Consider the following 20,450-nt stretch of genomic DNA (forward strand, 5'->3'; position numbering starts at 1 on the left):
CGACCAGCACACCATCAATCGGCCGAAAGGAAGGCATGATGCCCCTCGATACCGGAGACCAGGCGCCCGATTTCACCCTGGCGGGTGCGGGCGGTGAATCGATCAGCCTCGCGGGCCTGAAGGGCCGCAAGGCCGTGCTGTACTTCTATCCGAAGGACGATACGAGCGGTTGTACCCTGGAGGCCCAGGGCTTCAACGCCCTGGCGCAGGACTTCTCGGCGGCTGACGCCATCGTGATCGGGGTGTCGCCGGACTCGGTGAAGAGCCACGACAAGTTCCGGGCGAAGTACGGCCTCACCTTTCCGCTCGCCTCCGACGAGGGCAAGGCGATGCTGGAAGCCTACGGCGTCTGGGCCGAGAAGAGCATGTACGGCCGCAAGTACATGGGCGTCGAGCGCACCACCATGCTCATCGACCGCGAGGGCCGCATCGCCCGGATCTGGCCCAAGGTGAAGGTGCCGGGCCACGCCGAGGAAGTCCTGGCCGCCGCCCGCGCTCTGGCGTGAGACCTTTCCCCGCTTTATCCGTCTTGGCGGTTCGTTAACCCTGATCCGAGCATGCTGACGGCGTGGATCAGGTCACGCGTCCCATGAAATCATCCCATCCTCCGCGCGGCGCCGAGGCGAGTCGGCCGGTCCCGCAAGGCCCGTCCGGCTCCGCGCTGCGCGTCCGCCTCCTGGCGGGCGCCCTCGCGCTCGCCACCCTCTGGGCGGGCGGAGCGACCTACTACCTCGTCTTCCACGACGAGGTCCTGGCGCGCTTCGTCTCGCAGCAGAGCGCGATCCAGTACGGCTACGAGGAGCGGATCGGCGCCCTGCGCCTCCAACTCGATCGGGCCGCCATGGAGCAATCCGTGGCCCGCGACGGCATCGCCCAGCGCATGGCCGAATTGGCCCGCCGACAGGCGTCGATGGAGGCCCGGCAGGCGGTGCTCGCCAACCTCGCGGGCGATCCCGATGCCGCCCGCTCCCTTCCCTCGGCGGAAGAACCCGCCGCCGACGAGACGCCCGCGCGGGTCCTCGGCGCCAAGCCCTTTCCGACCCCGGACGGCCTCGAACTCCGGACCCGCGACGAGGCCGCGCCCGGCCGGCAATCGGCCCGCCTCGTGGAGCGGACGGTCGCCGCCCTGGAGCAGCGGCTCGACGGCGTCGCGGAGGCTCAGACCCGCCTGCTCGACGGTCTCGGCCTGAAGGCCGGACGGGGCGCGCAGCGCCTGCGCGGCCTGGTCGCCCGCCTCGGCCTCGATCCCGCCCGCTTCGAGGGTCGCCGAGAGGCCGGCCTCGGCGGGCCCCTCGTGCCCCTGAGCAGCGATGCGTTCGGCCTGTCGCTGCTTCAGGTCCAGCGCTCCATCGCCGAGGAAGCGCGCCTGCGCCGCCTCACGGCCGCGCTGCCGCTGCGGCGCCCGCTCTCCGGCGAGATCAGCCTGTCGAGCAATTTCGGCGCCCGGCTCGACCCCTTCACCCGCGGCTATGCCCTGCATACCGGCATGGACATGCGCGCGGAGACCGGCGCGCCGGCCCGCGCCACGGCCGCCGGCCGCGTCAGCCAAGCGGATTACAACGGCGGCTACGGCAACATGGTCGAGGTCGACCACGGCCACGGGCTCACGACCCGCTACGCCCACCTCTCGGCCTTCGACGTCACGCCCGGCCAATGGGTCGAGGCCGGCGCCATCGTGGGCCGCGTCGGCTCCACCGGCCGCTCCACCGGCAGCCACCTGCATTACGAGACCCGGATCGACGGCGAGCCCGTCGACCCGCAGCGCTTCCTGCGGGCCTCGGACGCGCTTTGAGACCCTCTCCGCTTGATCGAAGCGGAGAGGTCTCGCTCAGCCTGCGCGGCGCCTGAGCGAAGCCCAGATTCGCCATCCCGATGGGATCGACCGGTATGAAACGCGAAACGCCGGCCCGAGTGATCGGGCCGGCGTTCTTCGCATGTCGACCGGCCGTCCGGCGCTACTCGATATCCTCGACCACGTCGGCGCCGCCATAGACGCGCTGCGCCAGCGAGGCTTCCATGAATGGGTCGAGGGAACCGTCCAGCACGGCGTCCGGATCCGTCGACTGGGTGCCGGTGCGCAGGTCCTTCACCAGCTGGTACGGCTGCAGCACGTAGCTCCGGATCTGGTGGCCCCAGCCGATGTCGGTCTTCGCGGCGGCCTCGGCACTCGCCTTTTCCTCCCGCTTCTTAAGCTCGGCCTCGTACATGCGGGCGCGCAGCATGTTCCAGGCGGTGGCCCGGTTCTTGTGCTGCGAGCGCTCCTGCTGGCACGCCACCACGATCCCGGTGGGATTGTGGGTGATGCGCACTGCCGAATCGGTCGTGTTCACGTGCTGGCCGCCCGCGCCCGACGAGCGGTAGGTGTCGATCCGGCAATCCGATTCCTTGATCTCGATCTCGATCCGGTCGTCGATGACCGGGTAGACCCAGACGCTGGCGAAGCTGGTGTGCCGGCGGGCGCTCGAATCGTAGGGCGAGATCCGCACGAGGCGGTGTACGCCCGACTCGGTCTTGAGCCAGCCATAGGCGTTGTGGCCCTTGATCAGGAGCGTGGCGCCCTTGATCCCGGCCTCGTCGCCGTCCGACCATTCCACGATCTCGACCTTGTACTTCCGGCGCTCGGCCCAGCGGCCGTACATGCGCTGGAGCATGTTGGCCCAGTCCTGGCTCTCGGTGCCGCCGGCGCCCGAATGGACTTCGAGATAGGTGTCGAAGGCGTCGGCCTCGCCGGAGAGCAGTGTCTCGATCTGGCGGCGCGCGGCCTCCGTTTCGACGGCGCGGACGCCGGCCTCGCCCTCCTGGATGGTGGCCTCGTCGCCCTCCATCTCGCCGAGCTCGATCAGCGTGTGGGCGTCCTCGAGGTCCTGGGACAACTTCTTGATCGCGCTCACGGCGTCATCGAGCTGGGTACGCTCGCGCATGACCTTCTGGGCCGCGTCCGCGTCGTTCCACAATTCGGGGTTCTCGGAAGCCGCGTTCAGCTCCGCGAGGCGTTTCTCGACGGTATCCCAGTCAAAGATGCCTCCTCAGCAGTCCGATCGACTGCTTGGCGGCATCCGAGAGTTGTTCGATCTCGGCGCGCATCTGGTGTTTCGGGCTCGTGGTGTGGGGTGAGGGGTCGGGACGGGGTGATACCGGGCCACCCCGGTGGTGTAAACGGCTCGCACCCGACGCCGCTCCAGGATCGCCGAACGATGCATGCCTCGAACACCCGGCGATTCCGGCTGCTCGCGTCGACGTTCCTCGTCATCGCGGCGGGCCTGGGCTTGCGTCTCGCGCCCTTCGGCCTGCCCGCCACGGTGACGAAGTGGGGCGGCTCGGTGCTCTGGGGCGCCATGGTCTACGGACTCGTCGGCCTCGCGCTGCCGTCACCGCGCCGACGCATCCTGGTCACGGCGGCCGGAATCGCGGTCGCGGTCGAACTTTCCCGGCTGGTTCACACGCCGGAACTCGACGCCTTCCGGCTGACGCTGGCGGGCAAGCTCCTGATCGGGCGGGTGTTCTCGCCCGTCAATCTCGTCGCCTACGCGGCCGGCATCCTGGCCGCCGCCCTCGTAGACCGGCGGCTCCTCGGAGTGGCGCGGCCTACTGGATCGCCGGCCTCCGATAATCCTGCGGTCCGATCCGTGCCGGGGCCAGGACGTAGCTCTGCGGCTGATGGCGCTTGTTCAGCGGACCCTCGCTGATGCCGTCGCTGTAATAGTCGGTCCCGGTCAGGCCGAAGCCGCCGCCGTTCATCACGCTCGGAACCGGCACGGCGCGCGGATCGTCCGGCACGGGGCGGCCGGTGCTCGGGCTGGTCGGCAGGACCACGGGGCCGTTCGCGCCGAGATAGAGCGTCTGCGCCCCGGCCACGGAGGTGAGACCGAGGCCGATCAAGCCGGTGGCGAGGAGGGTTCGCAGGGTCAGCAACACGACGGCACTCCGGCGGGCAGCCTGGATCGATGAACACGCGCCCGTCGCCCTTATGCCCGAACGTGATCCCGCTGTCCGTGTCCGGGCTGCCGCAACGGGACGATTTTCCACGGGCCCGGCGACGCTTCACCGAAATCCCTGGGCGCGACGCCGCGCGAGGCACATCAGCGGTATAGACGGATCGCGATGTCGAGTCTTGCGGGATGACACGGCCGCCTCCTCAAATCTCGCCGCCCGACTTATTGCATTCGGCGGGCGGTCAGCGACTTGCGCACGGAAAAAACGCGCTTCACCATTGTCGAATGGTCCGACTCGATTGAATTTGCCTGGGAGCCGTCGCCGATGTTGACGCCCTTCGATGATCCGGCGGGATACTTTTCGTTCTCGCCGATCCCGTCGAAATTCTTCCTCGATCCGCCGGTTTTCGGCGGTGGCGGGCTGCTCGTCCTGAACAAGTTCCAGACGAACAGTGCGTCCCTCAGCGCGCGGCACGGCATCGGGATCAAGTTGGCCGTCGCCCAGGTGCTGACCAATTTCGGTCCCGATCAGGGAAATCTCGAACTCTACGGGGTGACGGATCGCGCGGGCAGCGAGACCTACAACATGACGTTGTCCGCCGCCCGCGCCCGCGGCACCCTCACGGCCGTGAAGGCCGCCCTCGGATTGTCCGAGATCCACCTGTGTTCCAGCGCCGGCCTCGGTGAGCGCTTCGCCGACGAATATTACGGCGAGGCCGACAAGACCCACGATGCGGTCTTCCGTGGGGTCGCCTGCTACTTCTGGGATTCGCTGGCGACGGCGCGCGATCCGGGATTGCGGCTGGCGATCAAGTTCGCGCGGCCGCCGAAGGGAGAACGGATCCTCGGGCCGCTCCACCTCGGCCGGTACCGGTCCTCGCCTCCATCGCCCTTCGCGTGAGCGCCGGTCCCAGCCTTCCGCCTCAGCCCTTGGCGCGCAGGACGGCCGTCGGTTCGCGCATCGTCGGCTCGCAGTTCGTGGAATAGGCGTTCAGCACCACAGGGCGGGAATCGCAGACGTAGCCGAAGCCCGGCCCGGGCGCGGGCACCGGGTCGCGGGCGACGATGGGCTTCGGAGCGCAGGCGCCGGCGGTGCCGCTCAGCGCCAGAGCCGTAGCAAGGGCCACACGACGAAGGGTCAGACGACGCATACGAACCTCGGGCCTCGACCGGCCGCAGGATCTGCCGAGCGCGGCGCCGTCCGACCCTGCGGACCGGATGGCGCCGTGACAAGCGCATCGGACGGTTTCGTCCCGGTTTGCGGGCGCCTGTCTCCTGGCCGCAACAACTGCCTAGTCTCGACTCAGCCCACCTTGGACAGGGACGCCTCGGGCAGCGGCACGACGTTGTGCAGGGTCTTGTCCGCCGAATCGAAGAAGCGCCGGATGTTGCGGGCCGCCTGCCGGATGCGCTGTTCGTTCTCGACCAGCGCGATGCGGACGTAATTGTCGCCATGCTCGCCGAAGCCGATGCCGGGGGCCACGGCGACGTCCGACTTCTCGAGCAGGAGCTTCGAGAATTCGAGGCTGCCGAGCGCCTGGTACTTCTCCGGGATCGGCACCCAGGCGAACATCGAGGCGGAGGGCGTCGGGATCTTCCAGCCGTTCTTGCCGAAGGACTCGATCAGGGCGTCGCGCCGCTTCCTGTAGATCGCCCGCATTTCGACGATGCAATCCTCCGGGCCGTTCAGGGCGGCGGTGGCCGCCACCTGGATCGGCGTGAAGGCGCCGTAATCGAGGTAGGACTTCACGCGGGTGAGCGCCGCCAGCAGGCGCTCGTTGCCCACCGCGAAGCCCATGCGCCAGCCCGCCATCGAGAAGGTCTTCGAGAGCGAGGAGAATTCCACCGTGCAGTCGATGGCGCCCGGAACCTCCAGCACGGAGGGCGGCGGCTCGCCGTCGAAATAGACCTCCGCATAGGCCAGATCCGACAGGATGATGATCTCGTGGCGCTTCGCGAAGGCGACGAGGTCCCGGTAGAAATCCAGGCTCGCCACGTAGGCGGTCGGGTTCGAGGGATAGCAGACCACGATCGCCACCGGCTTGGGGATCGAGTGCTGCATCGCCTTCTCGACGGCCGGGAAGAAGGCGGGCGTCGGCTCGGCCGGCACGGAACGGATCACGCCGCCCGCCATGAGGAAGCCGAAGGCGTGGATCGGGTAGCTCGGGTTCGGCACCAGCACCACGTCGCCCGGCGCGGTGATCGCCTGCGCCATGTTGGCGAAGCCCTCTTTCGAGCCGAGGGTCGCCACCACCTGCGTGTCGGGGTTCAGGCTCACGCCGAAGCGGCGCTTGTAATAGTTCGCCTGGGCGCGGCGCAGGCCGGCGATGCCCTTGGAGGACGAGTAGCGGTCGGTGCGCGGCCGGCCGGCGGTCTCCACCAGCTTGGCGATGACGTGCTTCGGCGCGTCGAGATCCGGGTTGCCCATGCCGAGGTCGATGATGTCGGCGCCGTTGGCGCGGGCCTGGGCCTTGATCCGGTTCACCTGCTCGAACACGTAAGGGGGCAGGCGCTTGATGCGGTGGAAGTCGGTCATGGCCTTCACGGTGTCCAGGAGCACGAGTTTGGGGCACGCGATGGCGCGGGGGCCCGGGCCGGGCCGGGGCGCGCATCTGTCATCAACCCGAGACGGGGGCGTGGTCTAGACCGGATGTCCCTCGGGTGAAATCCGGCCGTCTTTTGACGGCGCCGCCTTGCGCGGGGCCGTCGCAGAATTCGCACGCTCGGGACACGTCTAGCAGTTTTGTGCCGGGACGCCGAACGTTATCTGTCGGCTCATTGCGCCTCTGCGGGCGTCGCCTTCTGGGCGGGCACACTGGCGGCGGAGCGGCCGCGCGCCTCGTTGCGGCCGCGGGCGGCGAGAAGTTCGTCCTCCAGGGCCTTCGTGCCTTCGGCCGATTTGGCGCGGATCGGCCGGGCCGGGGCGGAGACGCCGACCGGCATGAAGTCGCCGTCGGAGCGCCGGGACTGCGCGACGAAGTCCGGTGCCTTGGCCGGAGGGCCGGCCTCGCCGGTGCCGTAGGCGATCCGCATCGGATTCAGATCGCCCGAGCAGCCGCCGAGCAGGCCGATGGCGGCGAGGCTCGCGGCGAAGGCGGCGACAAACTGGGGGTTGTGAAGCCGGGACATGGGGGTCGTCGCCCGTTTCGGAGGCCTGCGCTCTGGCGGAACTGCGCGATGGCGCGTTAATTTGTCGGAAACGAGGCCCAGGACGATCGCGCGGCACGGGTCGCGCGTCGTCTGAAGGCGGGCCGGACCCGGGGAGACATGCACGCGTGACGACCGAACGGACGACGCCGCCCCTGCCCGACATCGAGGCCCTGTCCCGCAACGCGAGCCTGCTCGTCGAGGAATTCGGACGTGCGGCCTCCCGCTACATGAAGCCGGTCGCGACCCCCGATGCGCTGACGGTCCAGCCCGTCGAGCCGCCGGAAGAGGTCAACGACGTGGTGCGCACCCTCGGCACCGTGGCGGAGACCTGGCTGTCCGATCCGAAGCGCACGGTGGAGGCCCAGACCAAGCTCAGTGAGGCCTTCATCACCCTGTGGGGCTCGACCTGGCAACGCCTGCAGGGCGAGGCGGCGACCCCGGTGGCGCTGCCCGAACCGAAGGACAACCGCTTCGCCCACGCGGAATGGTCGACCAACCCGATCTTCGACTTCATCAAGCAGAGCTACCTCATCACCACGCGCTGGGCCGAAGGGCTGGTGGACGACGCCGAGGGCATCGACGAGCACACCCGGCACAAGGCGCAATTCTACCTGCGCCAGATCAGTGGAGCGCTGTCGCCCTCCAACTTCGTGATGACGAACCCGGAACTGATCCGCCACACCCTGAAGGAGAACGGCGCCAACCTCGTGCGCGGCATGAAGATGCTGGCCGAGGACATCGAGGCCGGCAACGGCCAGCTGCGCGTGCGCCAGACCGACCCGGCCGCCGGCTTCGAGGTCGGCGTCAACGTGGCGGTGACCCCCGGCGAGGTGGTGTTCCGCAACGACCTGATGGAGCTGATCCAGTACGCGCCCACCACCGAGACGGTGCTGAAGCGGCCCTTCCTCATCGTGCCGCCCTGGATCAACAAGTTCTACATCCTCGATCTCAACCCGGCCAAGAGCCTGATCGCCTGGATGGTCAGCCAGGGGCTGACGGTGTTCTGCATCTCCTGGGTCAACCCGGACGCGCGCCACGCCGACAAGGACTTCGAGGCCTACATGCGGGAGGGCATCGAGACCGCCATCGATGCCATCGGGGTGGCGACCGGCGAGAACGAGGTCGCGGCGGCAGGCTACTGCGTCGGCGGCACCCTGCTGGCCGTCACCCTGGCGATGCAGGCCGCCACCGGCAACAAGCGCATCAAGAGCGCCACTTTCCTCACCACGCAGGTGGACTTCACCCATGCGGGCGACCTGAAGGTGTTCGCCGACGAGGAGCAGATCCGCCTCATCGAGGCGCGGATGCAGAAGCGCGGCTACCTCGAGGGCACCGGCATGGCGACCGCCTTCAACATGCTGCGGCCCAACGACCTGATCTGGTCCTACGTGGTCAATAACTACGTCAAGGGCCAGACGCCGATGCCCTTCGACCTGCTCTACTGGAACGCCGACGCCACCCGGATGCCGGCGGCCAACCACTCGTTCTACCTGCGCAACTGCTACCTCGACAACACGCTGGCGCAGGGCAAGATGGTGCTCGGAAACGTGCGCCTCGACCTGAAGAAGGTGAAGGTGCCGATCTTCAACCTCGCCACCAAGGAGGACCACATCGCCCCTGCCCTCTCCGTGTTCGAGGGCTCCTCGAAGTTCGGCGGCCCGGTGGATTACGTGCTGGCGGGCTCGGGCCACATCGCCGGCGTGGTCAACCCGCCCGCCAAGCCGAAATACGGCTACTGGACCGGCGGCCCGGTCCAGGGGCGGTTCGAGGATTGGCAGGCGGCCGCGACGGAGCACAAGGGCTCGTGGTGGCCCTACTGGTTCCAGTGGCTGGAGCATCAGGCGCCCACGCGCGTGCCCGCGCGCATCCCCGGCGAAGCCGGCCTCGCCGCGATCTGCCCGGCCCCCGGCACCTATGTCCGCATGAAGGCCTGAGCGGGACGCGGTTGGACCGGACGCTCCGCCCGGAGGCGGAGCCCGAAGCCCCTAAGCGGCGGCGTCGATGATCCGGTCGAGGCGCATCCGCGTGATCGCCGCGATCTCGCCGAGCGCCGCTTCCGCCTCGGTCGCCGCATCGCGGGCGAGCCGCTGCTCGAACAGGGCCAGGATCTCGTCCCGACCGCGGCCGCGCACCGCGACGATGAACGGGAAGCCGAATGTCGTCCGGTAGGCCGCGTTCAGGCGATCGAACCGGTCGAGATCGGCCGCGCTCAGGCGGTCGAGCCCGGCGCTGCCCTGCTCGCTCGCCGAATCCGCCGTCATGCTGCGTGCCCGCGCCTCCGGTCCCGCGAGCTCGGGGTGCCCGTTGAGGAAGGCGAGCCGCTCCGTCTCGGCGGCGTCCCGCACCGCGCGGATCATCGCGGCGTGCAGATGGGCGACGCTCGCGAACGGCCGGGCGGCGAAGGCGCGCTCCGCCACCCAGGGCGCATGCTCGAAGGTCTCCCCGAGAAGCGCGACGAAGCTTTCACGGTCGAGGGCGTTGACGGTGGCGATGTCCGGCATCGGTGTTTGGCTCAGCTTCCGCGATAGGTGGTGCAACTGCCCGGCGTGCAGAGCAGGGGCACGTGATAATGCTGCTTCACGTCGAAGATCGCGAACCGCACCACCGCGTTGTCCACGAAGGGCTCGCCCGCGCCGGCATCGGGCAGGCTCCGAAAGTAGGCGTCGGTGTGGAATTCCAACTGGTACTCGCCGACCCGCGCGTCCGCCGCAGCGACGACCGGCCCGTCGGTGCGGCCGTCGGCATTGGTGATCATCGTCTTGACCATCCGCCAGGTCTCGCCCTCCCGGACCGAGAGTTCGATCTTGACGCCCGCCGCGGGCCGCCCGCGATCGGTGTCGAGGACATGTGTGCTGATCCCGGCCATCTGAGACTCCGTGGTGAGTGGATTGCGACGCCCGCGGAGCGGGCACGGCCCTAGCTGCCGCGATAATACGAGTAGCCCCAGGGCGAGAACAGGATCGGCAGGTGGTGGCGCTGGCCGACGTCGCGGATCACGAAGCGCACCGGCACCAGGCCGAGGAAGTTCGGGGTCGGCAGCTTGACGTCGAGGGCCCGGAAATAGGCGTCGAAGTGCATCAGCAACTCGTAGCGGCCGGCCTTGAAGGCCTCGTCGACCAGGAGCGGCTCCGTGGGACGGCCGGTGGGCGAGGTCGTCACCGTCTTGATCAGGCGGTAGGTGTCGCCCTCCCGGATCGACAGGTCGCAGACCATGCCGGCGCCGGGCGTGCCGTGGAAGTTGTCGATGGCGTGCATGGTCAGGCGCGGGGACAGACCCGCCTGCGAGGACGGCGCCGTGGTGAGCGTGCCGGGCTTGGGTGGCGCGGGATTCGGCGGGGCGGCGGTCTGGGGCGGACCCGCCTGTGCGAGCGCATCCGTGGTCGCGCCGGCCAGCACGGCACCACCGAAGCCGGCCCCGACAAGGCTACGGCGTGTCAGGGAATGTCGATCCAAAGCGAACTCCTGGATTGTCTCGATGACGGGCGAACGGATCGGTTCAGGCCGGTTCGTGGGCCGCGCGCGCCGCTGCCCGGCGCTCCAGCGCCGGTGTGGCCGCTGGGATGAAGCGGAGGATCAGGAGGAGCGTGGCGAACTCGAAGGCGGCCACCAGCCACAGACCGGTGGAGACCGAGCCGGTCTGCTCACGCAGGTAGCCCATCGCTGAGGGAGCGCCGAAGCCGGCGAGGTTGGCGACCGAGTTGATCAGCGCAATGCCGGCCGCGGCCGCCGAGCCGGCGAGGAAGCGGCCCGGAATCTGCCAGAATACCGGGATCGCGCTCATCGTGCCGACGATCGCCAGGGCGAGGGCCAGCATGGCGAGGACCGGTTGCGACGGGATCAGGAAACCGACGGCCGCGATGGCGAGCGAGCCGATCAGCGCCGGCACGCCGCAATGCAACCGCGCCTCGCCCGTGCGGTCGGAATGGCGCCCGTTGAGAATCATCCCGGCCCCGCCGCAGAGATAGGCGGCCGACATGATCCAGCCGACGGTGAGCGGGTCGGTGAAGCCGGCCTCGCGCACCACGCTCGGCCCGAAGAAAGTGAGCGCGGAATTGGCCGTGACGATGCAGAAGAAGATGGCGATGCACTGCCAGACGCGGACGTCCTTGAGGGACGCGACGATCCCGTGCTCGCGCGGGCCCAGGGCCGCCGCGTCGCGGGCGAGGTCCGCCTCGACCAGGGCCCGCTCGTCGGGCGAGAGCCAGCGGGCCTTCGATGGGCGGTCGGTCAGGTAGAACAGGGTGACGATGCCGGCCAGGATCGACGGGATTCCCTCCAGCAGGAAGACCCACTGCCACCCGGCCCAACCATTGACCCCGTTCATGCCGTTCAGGATCGCGCCCGCCAGGGGGCCGCCGATGACGCCGGCCAGGGCGGAGGCCGACATGAACAGGCCGAACACCTTGGCGCGCCGCTCGGTGGGGTACCAGTAGGTCAGGTACAGGATCACGCCCGGATAGAATCCGGCCTCGAACACCCCGAGGAGGAAGCGCAGCACGTAGAAGAACGTCGGCGTCGTGACGAACATCATCGCCACGCAGCAGATTCCCCACAGGAAGGTGATCCGCGCGATGGTCTTGCGGGCACCGATATATTCGAGCAGCAGGTTGCTCGGAACTTCGCAGAGGAAATAACCGATAAAGAAGATGCCGGCACCGATTCCGTAGACGGTCTCGCTGAACTTGAGGTCGCTCAACATCTGGAGCTTGGCGAAGCCGATGTTGACGCGATCGATCCACGACAGGATCCACAGGACCATCAGGAAGGGCAGCAGCCGAAGGGTGATCCGGCGGTAGGCTCCGTCGAGGGTGGCCGGCGGCTCGACGGATCGGGTCGTGGGGGTCGGATGCGCTTGGATCGTCATCGCTCGTCCTGCGGACCGGCCGGAATATCGGCGATTCTATCGACCCGCGCTGCGGTCAAGTCTCGCAAAGATCAGACCAGAACGCAAAGCCGGCGCATCGACGACGGGTTGCTTCGGCAAGGCTTCGAACCGGGAGGCGGGGCCCGCGTCACGGGGCATCACGGACCGGATCCGAGACATCGCACGGACGCGGTCGGGCGGCGGAACCGAACCGATCCCGCCGCCCGCGTCCGCCGTCGATCGGGTCTCAGAACTTGCGCACGAGCGGCGCCGGCGCGGCGGCGACGGGCTCGCCGAAGACGTAGCGGAAGCCCACCGAGACGATGTCGGCGCTGCTGTCGGCCACGCCCGCGAAGACGACGTTCTGGACGTTGTAGTCGCGGCCGGCGCCGGTGAGGATGCGGCCCTTGTCCACGAAGAAGTGCGAGTAGGCGAGGTTCAGGGTCAGCTTCTCGTTCCAGCGGTAGCTCGCGCCGACGGACACGTTCACCCGGTCGGCGTCGGGCAGGCGCACGGAGCGGTTGGTGAAGTCGATCGGCGAGACCTCATAGGCGACGCCCGCCCGCACGGTCAGGGCCGGCGACCAATCGTACTCGGCGCCGATGGCGTAGGTGTAACCGTCCTTGTAGTTCAGCGGCAGCGCCGAGGCCGGGGTGAGCAGGCCGACCGGGACGATGGCGACGTTCTTCAGGCGGCTCCAATTGTCCCACTCGAAACCGAGATTGATGCGGGTGACCGGGTTGATCGCCTGGGTCAGGCCCACCGTGATCTTTTCGGGCGTGTTCAGGTTCGCCACGACCGGGCCGCTGAGGATCGCGGCGGCGCCGGGCAGGGTCAGCGAACCCGAGATGTCGTGATGGACGGAGGAGCGGTATCCGACGCCGAAGGCGGTCCCGGCCCAGGGGGTGATCAGCGCGCCGGCCGTGAATCCGACGCCCCAGGAATCGCCCTTCAGGATCGAGCTCGGCAGGTTCGCCGGGTTGAAGACGGGCGAGGTGATCTGCGCCTGCTTCAGGGTGAGCTTGAAGTACTCGATGTTCGGGCCGGCGGCGACGGAGAGCCACTCGTTGACCTTGAAGCCGATCACCGGGTTGAAGGCGAGGGTGAAGATCCGGTTCGAGCGCCCGTAGAGTTCGCCCGCCCAGGTATCGCGCGGCTTCGTCACGAGGCCGAACGGGGCCCCGGTCTGGATGCCGATCCAGAGCCGGTCGTTGAGCTGGTAGGAGGTGGCGCCCGCCGGCACCACGGCGCCCTGGCCGATGTCGCCGCTGTCGCCGAGCCGCGAGAAGGCCGGGTTGGTGCCCGCCTCCGGCGTGATCTTGCCCGAGAGGTTGATGAGGCTGAGATTCTGCTCCGTGACCCAGCCCGGACGCATCGTCACGGTCGCGGGGTTCCAGAACATCGACGAGACGCCGCCGGAGCCGGACGCCGTGCCCGCGAAGGCCACGCCCTGTGCCTCGGTGCTCTGCTCGCGGATGCCGAAGGCACCGGCCGAGGCGCCGCTCACGCTGGCGGTCAGAAGGGCGATCGAGGCACCCGAGAGCGCCCAATTGCGAAGAGAACGGCTCCGAATCGTGCCCGTCATGACGTGAGACCCACCCATTTTGTGGTGCTCGCTTGTTCCGACCCGATTGGGCCGGCCCCGCACCTTGGATGTGACAATGACGTGCGCGCCGCGACTGCGCAATCCTGCGGACGGATCGCGTAAATCAAGTAAAAATCGAAATTATACTGGAGTTGGCGTGATATTGCCGCCGCGTCTTCATCTCGGTGATGATACCGGCAGAATGGTTCACATCTAAACTCTCGCGGCCGTGAGTAAGCGCCCGCTCAGAAAATGCGCTGCCGCCGCATCTCCGGGCAGCACTGTGACCTTTGGGTGACAAATCCGGTGCCGCGCATGGCCGGATGCGTGCCGATCAGGCGATCCGCCCCTTGCCGCGGACACCCATCCGATCGATGTGACGCGGGCAGGAGCGAGCGCGGAGACACGAGCGATGAAACTGGTACGTCATGGCGCGAGCGGCGACGAGAAACCCGGTCTCGTCGATGCGCGGGGTGGCTTGCGGGACCTTTCGGCCCATGTCCGGGACATCGCCGGCCCGAACCTGTCGCGCGAGACTCTGGACCGCCTGCGCCTGATCGATCCGGAGAGCCTACCGCTGCTGCCGGCCGGCACGCGCCTCGGCCCCTGCGTCGGGGCCACGCGCAACGTCGTCGCCATCGGCCTGAACTTCACCGACCACGCCGCCGAGATCGGCGCGCCGATCCCGCCCGAGCCCATCCTCTTCAACAAGGCGCCCTCGTGCCTCGCCGGGGCGAACGACCGAGTGATCCTGCCCAAGGGCTCGGCCAAGACCGACTGGGAGGTCGAGCTCGCGCTAGTGATCGGCGCGCGGGCCTCCTACGTCCACGCCAACGAGGCCCTGTCCTACGTGGCGGGCGCCTGCATCTGCAACGACGTCTCCGAGCGCGAGTACCAGATGGAGCGCGGCGGCACCTGGGCGAAGGGCAAGGGCTGCCCGACCTTCGGACCCCTCGGCCCCTGGCTCGTGACCCTCGACGAGATCCCGGACCTCGGCAAGCTGGGGATGTGGCTCGACGTCAACGGCACCCGGATGCAGACCGGCTCCACCGCCACGATGATCTTCGACGCGGCGCAACTCGTCGCCTACGTCTCGCACTTCATGATGCTGGAGCCCGGCGACGTCATCACCACGGGAACGCCGCCCGGCGTCGGCATGGCGCGCAAGCCCCCGCGCTTCCTGCGCAGCGGCGACGTCGTCACCCTGGGCATCGACGGTCTCGGCGACCAGCGCCAGGAGATCGTCGCCTTCGACGACTGGACCGCGAAGGTCGCGGCGGGCGAGCCGACGAACTGAGGCGCGCGCCCGGCTCGCGCATTAGGCCGGCTTGATTTTCCGGCCGAGATTCGCCTCATGGGGGCATGATCGAGACGCTCGCCGCCCTCCCCTCCGCCCCGGCCCTGGATATCTCCGCCATCCGTCACGACTGGACGGTGGCCGAGATCCAGGCGATCCACGACCTGCCGCTGCTCGACCTCGTGTTCCGGGCCGCGCAGGTCCATCGCGCGCACAACGACCCGGCCGACATCCAGCGGGCGAGCCTGCTGTCGATCAAGACCGGCGGCTGCCCCGAGGATTGCGCCTATTGCCCGCAATCGGCGCACCACAAGGGCACCGGCATGGCCCGCGAGCGCCTGATGCCGGTGGACGCCGTGCTGCGCGAGGCGGCGGAGGCGAAGGCCGCCGGGGCGCACCGGTTCTGCATGGGCGCGGCCTGGCGCCAGCCGAAGGACGGACCGGAATTCGACGCGGTGCTGGCGATGGTGCGCGGCGTGCGCGGCCTCGGGATGGAGGCCTGCGTCACGCTCGGGATGCTCACGCCCTCGCAGGCGGGGCGCCTCGCGGAGGCCGGGCTGACCTCCTACAATCACAACCTGGACACCGGCCCCGAGTTCTACGGCGACATCATCTCGACGCGGACCTACGCAGACCGCCTCGACACCCTGCAGAACGTGCGCGACGCCGGCATCGGTCTCTGCTGCGGCGGCATCGTGGGCATGGGCGAGGGCGTGAAGGACCGCGCCGGCATGCTCCAGGTGCTCGCCAACCACGCGCCCCACCCCGAGAGCGTGCCGATCAACGCCCTGGTGGCGGTGGAGGGCACGCCGCTGGAGGATCGTCCGCCGGTCGACCCCCTCGACCTCGTGCGCATGTGTGCCACCGCCCGCATCGTGATGCCGCGCGCCCGCGTCCGTCTCAGCGCCGGCCGCAAGGGACTCACCCGCGAGGCGCAGATCCTGTGCTTCCTGGCGGGCGCGAACTCGATCTTTTACGGCGAGCGCCTGCTCACCACTGCCAACAACGAGACCGATTCCGACGCCGAGCTCCTGCGCGACATCGGCATCGCCGTGCCGGGTCTGACGCTGGCGGCCGCCGAGTAGGGGCTTTCCCGTCTTATGCCGGACCCCGATGAGCATGATTCATCGAGGTCTGCCCGCGGCGGCGGCGGGCGTCCGCCGAACCTCGATGAGGCCGAGGATCAGACAGCCGGATCCGGAATGACGATCCGGAAGCAGGTCCCCACGGCCGTCTCGTCGAGCGTGAGCGTACCGCCGTTGAGCTGGATCAGCTCCGAGGCGATGGCGAGCCCGAGGCCCGTCCCGCCCGAGCGCGAGGAGCCCTTGAACGGGCTGAACAGGTGCTCGCGCGCCCGCGCGGGCAGGCCCGGGCCGTTATCCGCCACAAGGATCGTGGTGGCGGCGCCGATTCCGGTCGCGCCGCGCCGGGCCTCGATCGTGATGGTCGGATCGCTGCGGGCTCGTGCCTCGTGGTCGGAGGCGGGCTGCGCGAGCGCCTGCACCGCGTTGCGGACGATGTTGGCGAGCGCGCGGGAGAACTGCTCCGGGTCGACGCAGATGCGCAGGCCTTTCGGGCAAACCTCCCGGATCACGATGTTCGTTTCGCGCTCGCGGCCGGACAGGTCGGCCTGCTCGGCGATGATGGGGGCGAGCGCGACGAGGCGGCGATTCGGATTGCGCTCCGTCGCGCGGCCATAGGCCAGGGTCTCCTCGCAAAACCGGATCGCGCGATCCAGAGTCAGTACCAGGCGGGGCGCGACGCGCTGCACGAGGGGGTCGGCGACGCCGTCGAGGCGGTCGCTGAGAAGCTGGGCGGTCGTCAGCAGGTTGCGCAGTTCGTGGTTGATCTTGCTCACCGAGAGACCGAGCCCGGCGAGACGGCGCTTCTCGCGCAGCTCTCCCGCCAGCGCCGTCTCCATCCGGCCGAGCGCGATCTCCGCGTGCCCGATCTCGTCCGTGCGCCGCGAGGGCACCATGATGCCGTCGATGGCCTCGGGGTCCTCGGCGAACTCGGTGATGTTGTGCACGAGCCGGCGCACGGGCCGCACGATCGCGCGCTGCAGGATGAGGAAGATGAGCCCCGCCACCGCCGCCGCGATCGCCAACGATGAAAGGGCGAGCCGGATGGCGAAGGCCGCGACCGCGTCGCGGAAGGGCTCGGGGTCGATCAGGATCTCGACGAGGTCGAAGTCGTCGCGCCCATGGCCGATGACGCGGACGGGAAGGGGCGAGTCGAACAGGAGCGTCCGCACCAATCCCCTGATCGAGGTGATCCAGTTGATCTCGCGCAGGTCGATGAGTTCGGACACCGCCTCCGGCACGGTCTCGTCGGCGAGCAGGCGCCGCGTGCCGTTGCCCTTCACCGCGATGGCGCGGGCACCGACGCCGGCGAGGAGGCGCTGTGCCAGCCGTTCGGAGACGTGTTGGTCCGGTGCCGCGTCGAGCACCAGGGCGGCGACCTGCGCGGCCGCGATCCGGTCCGACAGCCACATCCGGCGGTAATTCGCGACGGTGGGCACGTAGACCAGCACCTCGACAAGGGCGACGAAGGCGACGGTCAGCAGAAAGAGGCGGCCGGAAAGGCCGAGATGCCGCCCGAGGCCGCGCCCGGCCGGCGAAGCGGCGGCGGCGACGTCCGGCTCGAACGCGACACGCGAATTCACACCCATCTCGATTCTTCGGGTTCCCGGTGTCCGACTGGCGCAGCGAGTGTCGGCGTGAGGCTCATCCGGTGGTCGATCCGGCTGCGGGTGAGGAGCGGCGGCGGTCTGCGTCTCTGCGCCACCAACGCTCAAGATCCCATTAGGCTGCCACAGGGTACACAATACTTTGATCAGACTTATGGCCAAAATCGATCAGGAATTCATCGGCTCGCGCCGGTTGAAACGGCGCCGGAGGAACACCGAGAGCAGCGCGAAGGCCGCGAGCGCGGCGAGGCCCGCCACCATCTTCGGGGTCACGAGGTCGCGCAGGGTCAGGGCGTTCTCGCAATCGAGCCCGCCGGCCGAAAGGCAGGCGGCCTTGGCGGTCTCGTGGACCCGAACCACGTCCTCGATCGCCGCCCCGGTGGACGCGTAGACGAACACGCCCGGCAGCAGCCCCACCAGGGTCGCGAGCACGAAGGTGCTGCGCTTCACGCCGAAGGCGGCCGGCGCGAGGTTCGTCATCCAGAAGGGGAAGATCGGAAGAAGGCGCAGGAACGCGATGTAGCCGAAGGCATCCGCGCGAAAGCCGGCGGCGAGGCTCGCGAGGCGCGGCCCGGCCCGGCGCAGCAGCAGGTCGGCGGCCGCACCGCGCCCGATGGTGAAGACGATGGCCGCGCCCGTCGTCGCGGACGCGAGCGCGATCAGGGCGCCCGGCACGATGCCGAACAGGAATCCGCACAGCATCGTCAGGAACAGCGAGGCCGGCACGGAGACGACCACGGCGCCGACATAGACGAGGTAGGCCACCACCATGGCGCGAAACCGGTCCTCGGCCACCCAGGCGTTGAGCCAGGCGCGGGACGCCAGGAGCCGGTCGAGGCTGAGGAGGTGCGAGGCGCCCGAGACCAGCACGGCGACCGAGGCACCCACGAGCAGCAGCAGGGGAAGCCAGCGCAGCCACCGCCGCAGCCACGTGGGCTCGGGCGGCTCCATTGCGGGGGGCGCGGGCGCGCTCACCCGCGCTTGCGCATCCGCAGGATCTTGAAGAACCCGCCCGGAAAGGTCGGCGCGACGCCGATGAAGTCCACCCCGTGCGCGCGGGCCCAGGCCTCGATCCGGGTCGACTTGAAGGCGGACGACCAGCCGATCTTGGTGCAGAGCGGGGCCACGATCTCCTCGACCTTCGCCACCGGCCCGGCCGTCTGTCCGAAATGATTGGCGAGCACGATCTCGCCGCCGGGACGCACCACCCGCAGGAATTCGGAGAGTGCGGCCTCCGGGTCGGGCACCAGGGTGATGAGGAACTGGGCCACCACCGCGTCGAAGCTCGCATCGGCGTAGCCGAGGCGGCAGACATCCATCACCTGGAGGCCGCGCACATGCGTGAACCGGCGGCGCAGGACCTTGGCGCGCGCCCGCTTGAGCATGTCCTCCGAGAGATCGACGCCGCAGACGAAGGAAGTCGACGGATAGTAGCCGAGCGACAATCCGGTGCCGACGCCGGCCTCGAGGATGCGCGGGCCGCAGGCCACCGCCGCCTCCACCGCGTCGCGCGCGGCCGGCTCCGTGAGCTTGTCGTAGACCACGTCATAGACCGGCGCCCAGCGGGCATAGGCCTTGCGCATCAGGGCGGTGCTCGGACCGGCCTCCCGCGGCTCGCTCAGCATGTCGATCTCGATGTCCTTGAAAGGGTTGGGTGTGTCGGGCCGGCGCGTGTCAGGCCGCTTGCGCTGCGCCGCTCGCCAACGCGTCGACGCGTCGAATGGTGCCGCCCCCGAGAACGCGCGCGCGCGGGCCCTCGTCGGCGTAGATCACGCAGGCCTGGCCGGGCGAGACGCCGTCCTCCGGCGTCGCCAGCAGGATCTCGGCCGTGCCGTCGCGCGGGTCGCGGGTCAACAGGGCCGGGCGCGGCTCGCGGGTGGAGCGCACCCGCACCGCGACGGGTCGCTCGACAGCACCCTCGGAGGCCGCGCCGAGCCAGTTCATGTCGTTGAGCCGGATCCGGCTGGTGGCGAGGGCCGCGCGCGGGCCGACCACCACGCGGGCGCTGTCGGGTTCCAGGCGGATCACGTAGAGCGGCTCGCCCACCGCGAGGCGCAGGCCCTTCCGCTGGCCCACGGTGTAATGGATGATGCCGTCGTGGCGGCCGAGCACCTGCCCGCCGAGATCCACGATGTCGCCGGCCCGCGCCGCGTCGGGGCGCAGGCGCGCGATCACGTCGGCGTAGCGGCCCTGCGGCACGAAGCAGATGTCCTGGCTGTCGGCCTTCTCCGCCACCGCGAGGCCGAGGTCGCGCGCGAGGCGCCGCGTCTCGTCCTTCGGCAGCTCGCCGAGCGGAAAGCGCAGGAAATCGAGCTGCTCCGCCGTGGTGGCGTAGAGGAAGTAGCTCTGGTCGCGTGCCGGATCGAGGGCGCGGTAGAGCCCCCGTCCGCCGGCCGGCTCCGGGCGGCTCGCCACGTAATGGCCGGTGGCGAGGCAATCCGCCTCGAGGTCACGGGCGGTGGCGAGGAGGTCGCGGAACTTGATGGAGCGGTTGCACTCGACGCAGGGGATCGGGGTCTCGCCGGCGAGGTAGCTCTCGGCGAAGCGGTCGATCACCGATTCGCGGAACCGATCCTCGTAATCGAGGACGTAGTGCGGGATTTCCAGCGCCTCGGCGACGCGGCGGGCGTCGTGGATGTCCTGGCCGGCGCAGCAGGCGCCCTTGCGGTGGGTGGCCGCCCCGTGGTCGTAGAGCTGGAGCGTGATGCCGACGACGTCGTAGCCCTGGCGCTTCAGGAGTCCGGCCACGACGGAGGAATCGACGCCGCCGGACATGGCGACGACGACGCGCGTCTCGTGCGGGGCCTTGGGAAGATCGAGGGAATTCATCGCGCCAGGATTCGCCGGGAGGGGCCGGTCCGGCCCCCGCGCGTGAGTCTATAGCCATCCTCGCCCCCGGTTTCCAGGGAGGGTGTCGCGGCGCCGGGGGATCG

At 69.3% G+C, this 20,450-nt stretch carries 21 protein-coding genes; 7 read left to right on the forward strand and 14 right to left on the reverse strand.

All coding sequences use genetic code 11. The features are described from left to right. The first annotated feature begins 38 nt into the window (after positions 1-38). Positions 39-506, forward strand: a complete 468-nt coding sequence (locus tag MKK54_RS23680; RefSeq protein WP_244014969.1) for a peroxiredoxin — start codon at positions 39-41, stop codon at positions 504-506. 83 nt (positions 507-589) lie between these two features. Then, positions 590-1,792 (forward strand): M23 family metallopeptidase, encoded by a 1,203-nt coding sequence (locus MKK54_RS23685; RefSeq protein ID WP_244014971.1) that lies wholly within the window; start codon positions 590-592, stop codon positions 1,790-1,792. Between the two features lie 163 nt (positions 1,793-1,955). Here MKK54_RS23685 and prfB read toward each other — a convergent pair. Beyond that, positions 1,956-3,084, reverse strand: a protein-coding gene (prfB, locus tag MKK54_RS23690; RefSeq protein ID WP_244014973.1) for a peptide chain release factor 2 whose coding sequence is annotated in 2 segments (ribosomal slippage) — positions 1,956-3,014 and positions 3,016-3,084 — 1,128 coding nt in all. Because the reading frame shifts where the segments join, the coding sequence is not laid out codon by codon here. A gap of 110 nt (positions 3,085-3,194) precedes the next feature. On the opposite strand from prfB, the gene MKK54_RS23695 reads away from it, so the two are divergent. Beyond that, the gene (locus MKK54_RS23695) at positions 3,195-3,686 is read left to right on the forward strand and encodes a DUF2809 domain-containing protein (protein WP_244014975.1); all 492 of its coding nucleotides are present in this window, start codon (positions 3,195-3,197) and stop codon (positions 3,684-3,686) included. On the opposite strand, the gene MKK54_RS23700 is transcribed toward MKK54_RS23695, so the two are convergent. Further along, positions 3,586-3,915, reverse strand: coding sequence for a hypothetical protein (locus MKK54_RS23700; RefSeq protein ID WP_244014977.1), 330 nt, complete (start codon positions 3,913-3,915; stop codon positions 3,586-3,588). The genes MKK54_RS23695 and MKK54_RS23700 overlap by 101 nt on opposite strands. A gap of 342 nt (positions 3,916-4,257) precedes the next feature. On the opposite strand from MKK54_RS23700, the gene MKK54_RS23705 reads away from it, so the two are divergent. Further along, positions 4,258-4,833, forward strand: a complete 576-nt coding sequence (locus MKK54_RS23705; protein WP_244014979.1) for an OmpA family protein — start codon at positions 4,258-4,260, stop codon at positions 4,831-4,833. Positions 4,834-4,855: 22 nt separating this feature from the next. On the opposite strand, the gene MKK54_RS23710 is transcribed toward MKK54_RS23705, so the two are convergent. The 3 genes from MKK54_RS23710 to MKK54_RS23720 all read right to left on the reverse strand — a co-directional run bounded on the left by MKK54_RS23710 (position 4,856) and on the right by MKK54_RS23720 (position 7,061). After that, complete coding sequence (locus MKK54_RS23710) at positions 4,856-5,083, reverse strand: hypothetical protein (RefSeq protein WP_244014981.1); 228 nt, start codon at positions 5,081-5,083, stop codon at positions 4,856-4,858. Positions 5,084-5,235: 152 nt separating this feature from the next. Beyond that, on the reverse strand, positions 5,236-6,468 hold the full coding sequence (locus tag MKK54_RS23715; RefSeq protein ID WP_244014984.1) for an LL-diaminopimelate aminotransferase: 1,233 nt from the start codon (positions 6,466-6,468) through the stop codon (positions 5,236-5,238). Between the two features lie 239 nt (positions 6,469-6,707). Further along, positions 6,708-7,061 (reverse strand): hypothetical protein, encoded by a 354-nt coding sequence (locus tag MKK54_RS23720; RefSeq protein ID WP_244014986.1) that lies wholly within the window; start codon positions 7,059-7,061, stop codon positions 6,708-6,710. Between the two features lie 146 nt (positions 7,062-7,207). On the opposite strand from MKK54_RS23720, the gene MKK54_RS23725 reads away from it, so the two are divergent. After that, a complete protein-coding gene (locus MKK54_RS23725; RefSeq protein ID WP_244014988.1) occupies positions 7,208-9,016 on the forward strand; it encodes a PHA/PHB synthase family protein in 1,809 nt (602 codons plus the stop codon). Positions 9,017-9,067: 51 nt separating this feature from the next. Here the strand turns inward: MKK54_RS23725 and uraD are convergent, their stop codons facing one another. The 5 genes from uraD to MKK54_RS23750 form a co-directional block, all read right to left on the reverse strand. After that, positions 9,068-9,583 (reverse strand): 2-oxo-4-hydroxy-4-carboxy-5-ureidoimidazoline decarboxylase, encoded by a 516-nt coding sequence (uraD, locus tag MKK54_RS23730; RefSeq protein ID WP_244014991.1) that lies wholly within the window; start codon positions 9,581-9,583, stop codon positions 9,068-9,070. Positions 9,584-9,594: 11 nt separating this feature from the next. Then, on the reverse strand, positions 9,595-9,948 hold the full coding sequence (uraH, locus tag MKK54_RS23735; protein WP_244014993.1) for a hydroxyisourate hydrolase: 354 nt from the start codon (positions 9,946-9,948) through the stop codon (positions 9,595-9,597). 50 nt (positions 9,949-9,998) lie between these two features. After that, on the reverse strand, positions 9,999-10,535 hold the full coding sequence (locus MKK54_RS23740) for a hydroxyisourate hydrolase (RefSeq protein WP_244014995.1): 537 nt from the start codon (positions 10,533-10,535) through the stop codon (positions 9,999-10,001). Positions 10,536-10,578: 43 nt separating this feature from the next. Continuing rightward, complete coding sequence (locus MKK54_RS23745) at positions 10,579-11,946, reverse strand: MFS transporter (RefSeq protein WP_244014997.1); 1,368 nt, start codon at positions 11,944-11,946, stop codon at positions 10,579-10,581. Between the two features lie 247 nt (positions 11,947-12,193). After that, positions 12,194-13,531, reverse strand: a complete 1,338-nt coding sequence (locus MKK54_RS23750; RefSeq protein WP_244014999.1) for an OmpP1/FadL family transporter — start codon at positions 13,529-13,531, stop codon at positions 12,194-12,196. 412 nt (positions 13,532-13,943) lie between these two features. Here MKK54_RS23750 and MKK54_RS23755 point away from each other — a divergent pair, with 412 nt between their 5' ends. Together MKK54_RS23755 and bioB are read left to right on the forward strand one after the other, a co-directional pair. Then, a complete protein-coding gene (locus MKK54_RS23755; protein ID WP_244015001.1) occupies positions 13,944-14,828 on the forward strand; it encodes a fumarylacetoacetate hydrolase family protein in 885 nt (294 codons plus the stop codon). Between the two features lie 65 nt (positions 14,829-14,893). Further along, complete coding sequence (gene bioB, locus MKK54_RS23760; protein ID WP_244015003.1) at positions 14,894-15,913, forward strand: biotin synthase BioB; 1,020 nt, start codon at positions 14,894-14,896, stop codon at positions 15,911-15,913. A 98-nt stretch (positions 15,914-16,011) separates the two neighbouring features. On the opposite strand, the gene MKK54_RS23765 is transcribed toward bioB, so the two are convergent. From MKK54_RS23765 to mnmA, 4 genes are all read right to left on the reverse strand, one after another. Next, on the reverse strand, positions 16,012-17,499 hold the full coding sequence (locus MKK54_RS23765) for a sensor histidine kinase (protein WP_244015005.1): 1,488 nt from the start codon (positions 17,497-17,499) through the stop codon (positions 16,012-16,014). Positions 17,500-17,685: 186 nt separating this feature from the next. Next, positions 17,686-18,468 carry a TVP38/TMEM64 family protein gene (locus MKK54_RS23770; RefSeq protein ID WP_244015268.1) on the reverse strand — a complete coding sequence of 261 codons (783 nt, stop codon included), beginning with the start codon at positions 18,466-18,468 and terminating at the stop codon, positions 17,686-17,688. A 20-nt stretch (positions 18,469-18,488) separates the two neighbouring features. After that, a complete protein-coding gene (locus tag MKK54_RS23775) occupies positions 18,489-19,142 on the reverse strand; it encodes a methyltransferase domain-containing protein (RefSeq protein WP_244015007.1) in 654 nt (217 codons plus the stop codon). Positions 19,143-19,191: 49 nt separating this feature from the next. Then, entirely contained in the window at positions 19,192-20,346 is a 1,155-nt protein-coding gene (mnmA, locus tag MKK54_RS23780; protein WP_244015009.1) for a tRNA 2-thiouridine(34) synthase MnmA, read from the reverse strand. Positions 20,347-20,450 lie beyond the last annotated feature (104 nt).

It is taken from the genome of Methylobacterium sp. J-068 (genome assembly GCF_022829445.1).
Lineage (GTDB): Bacteria > Pseudomonadota > Alphaproteobacteria > Rhizobiales > Beijerinckiaceae > Methylobacterium.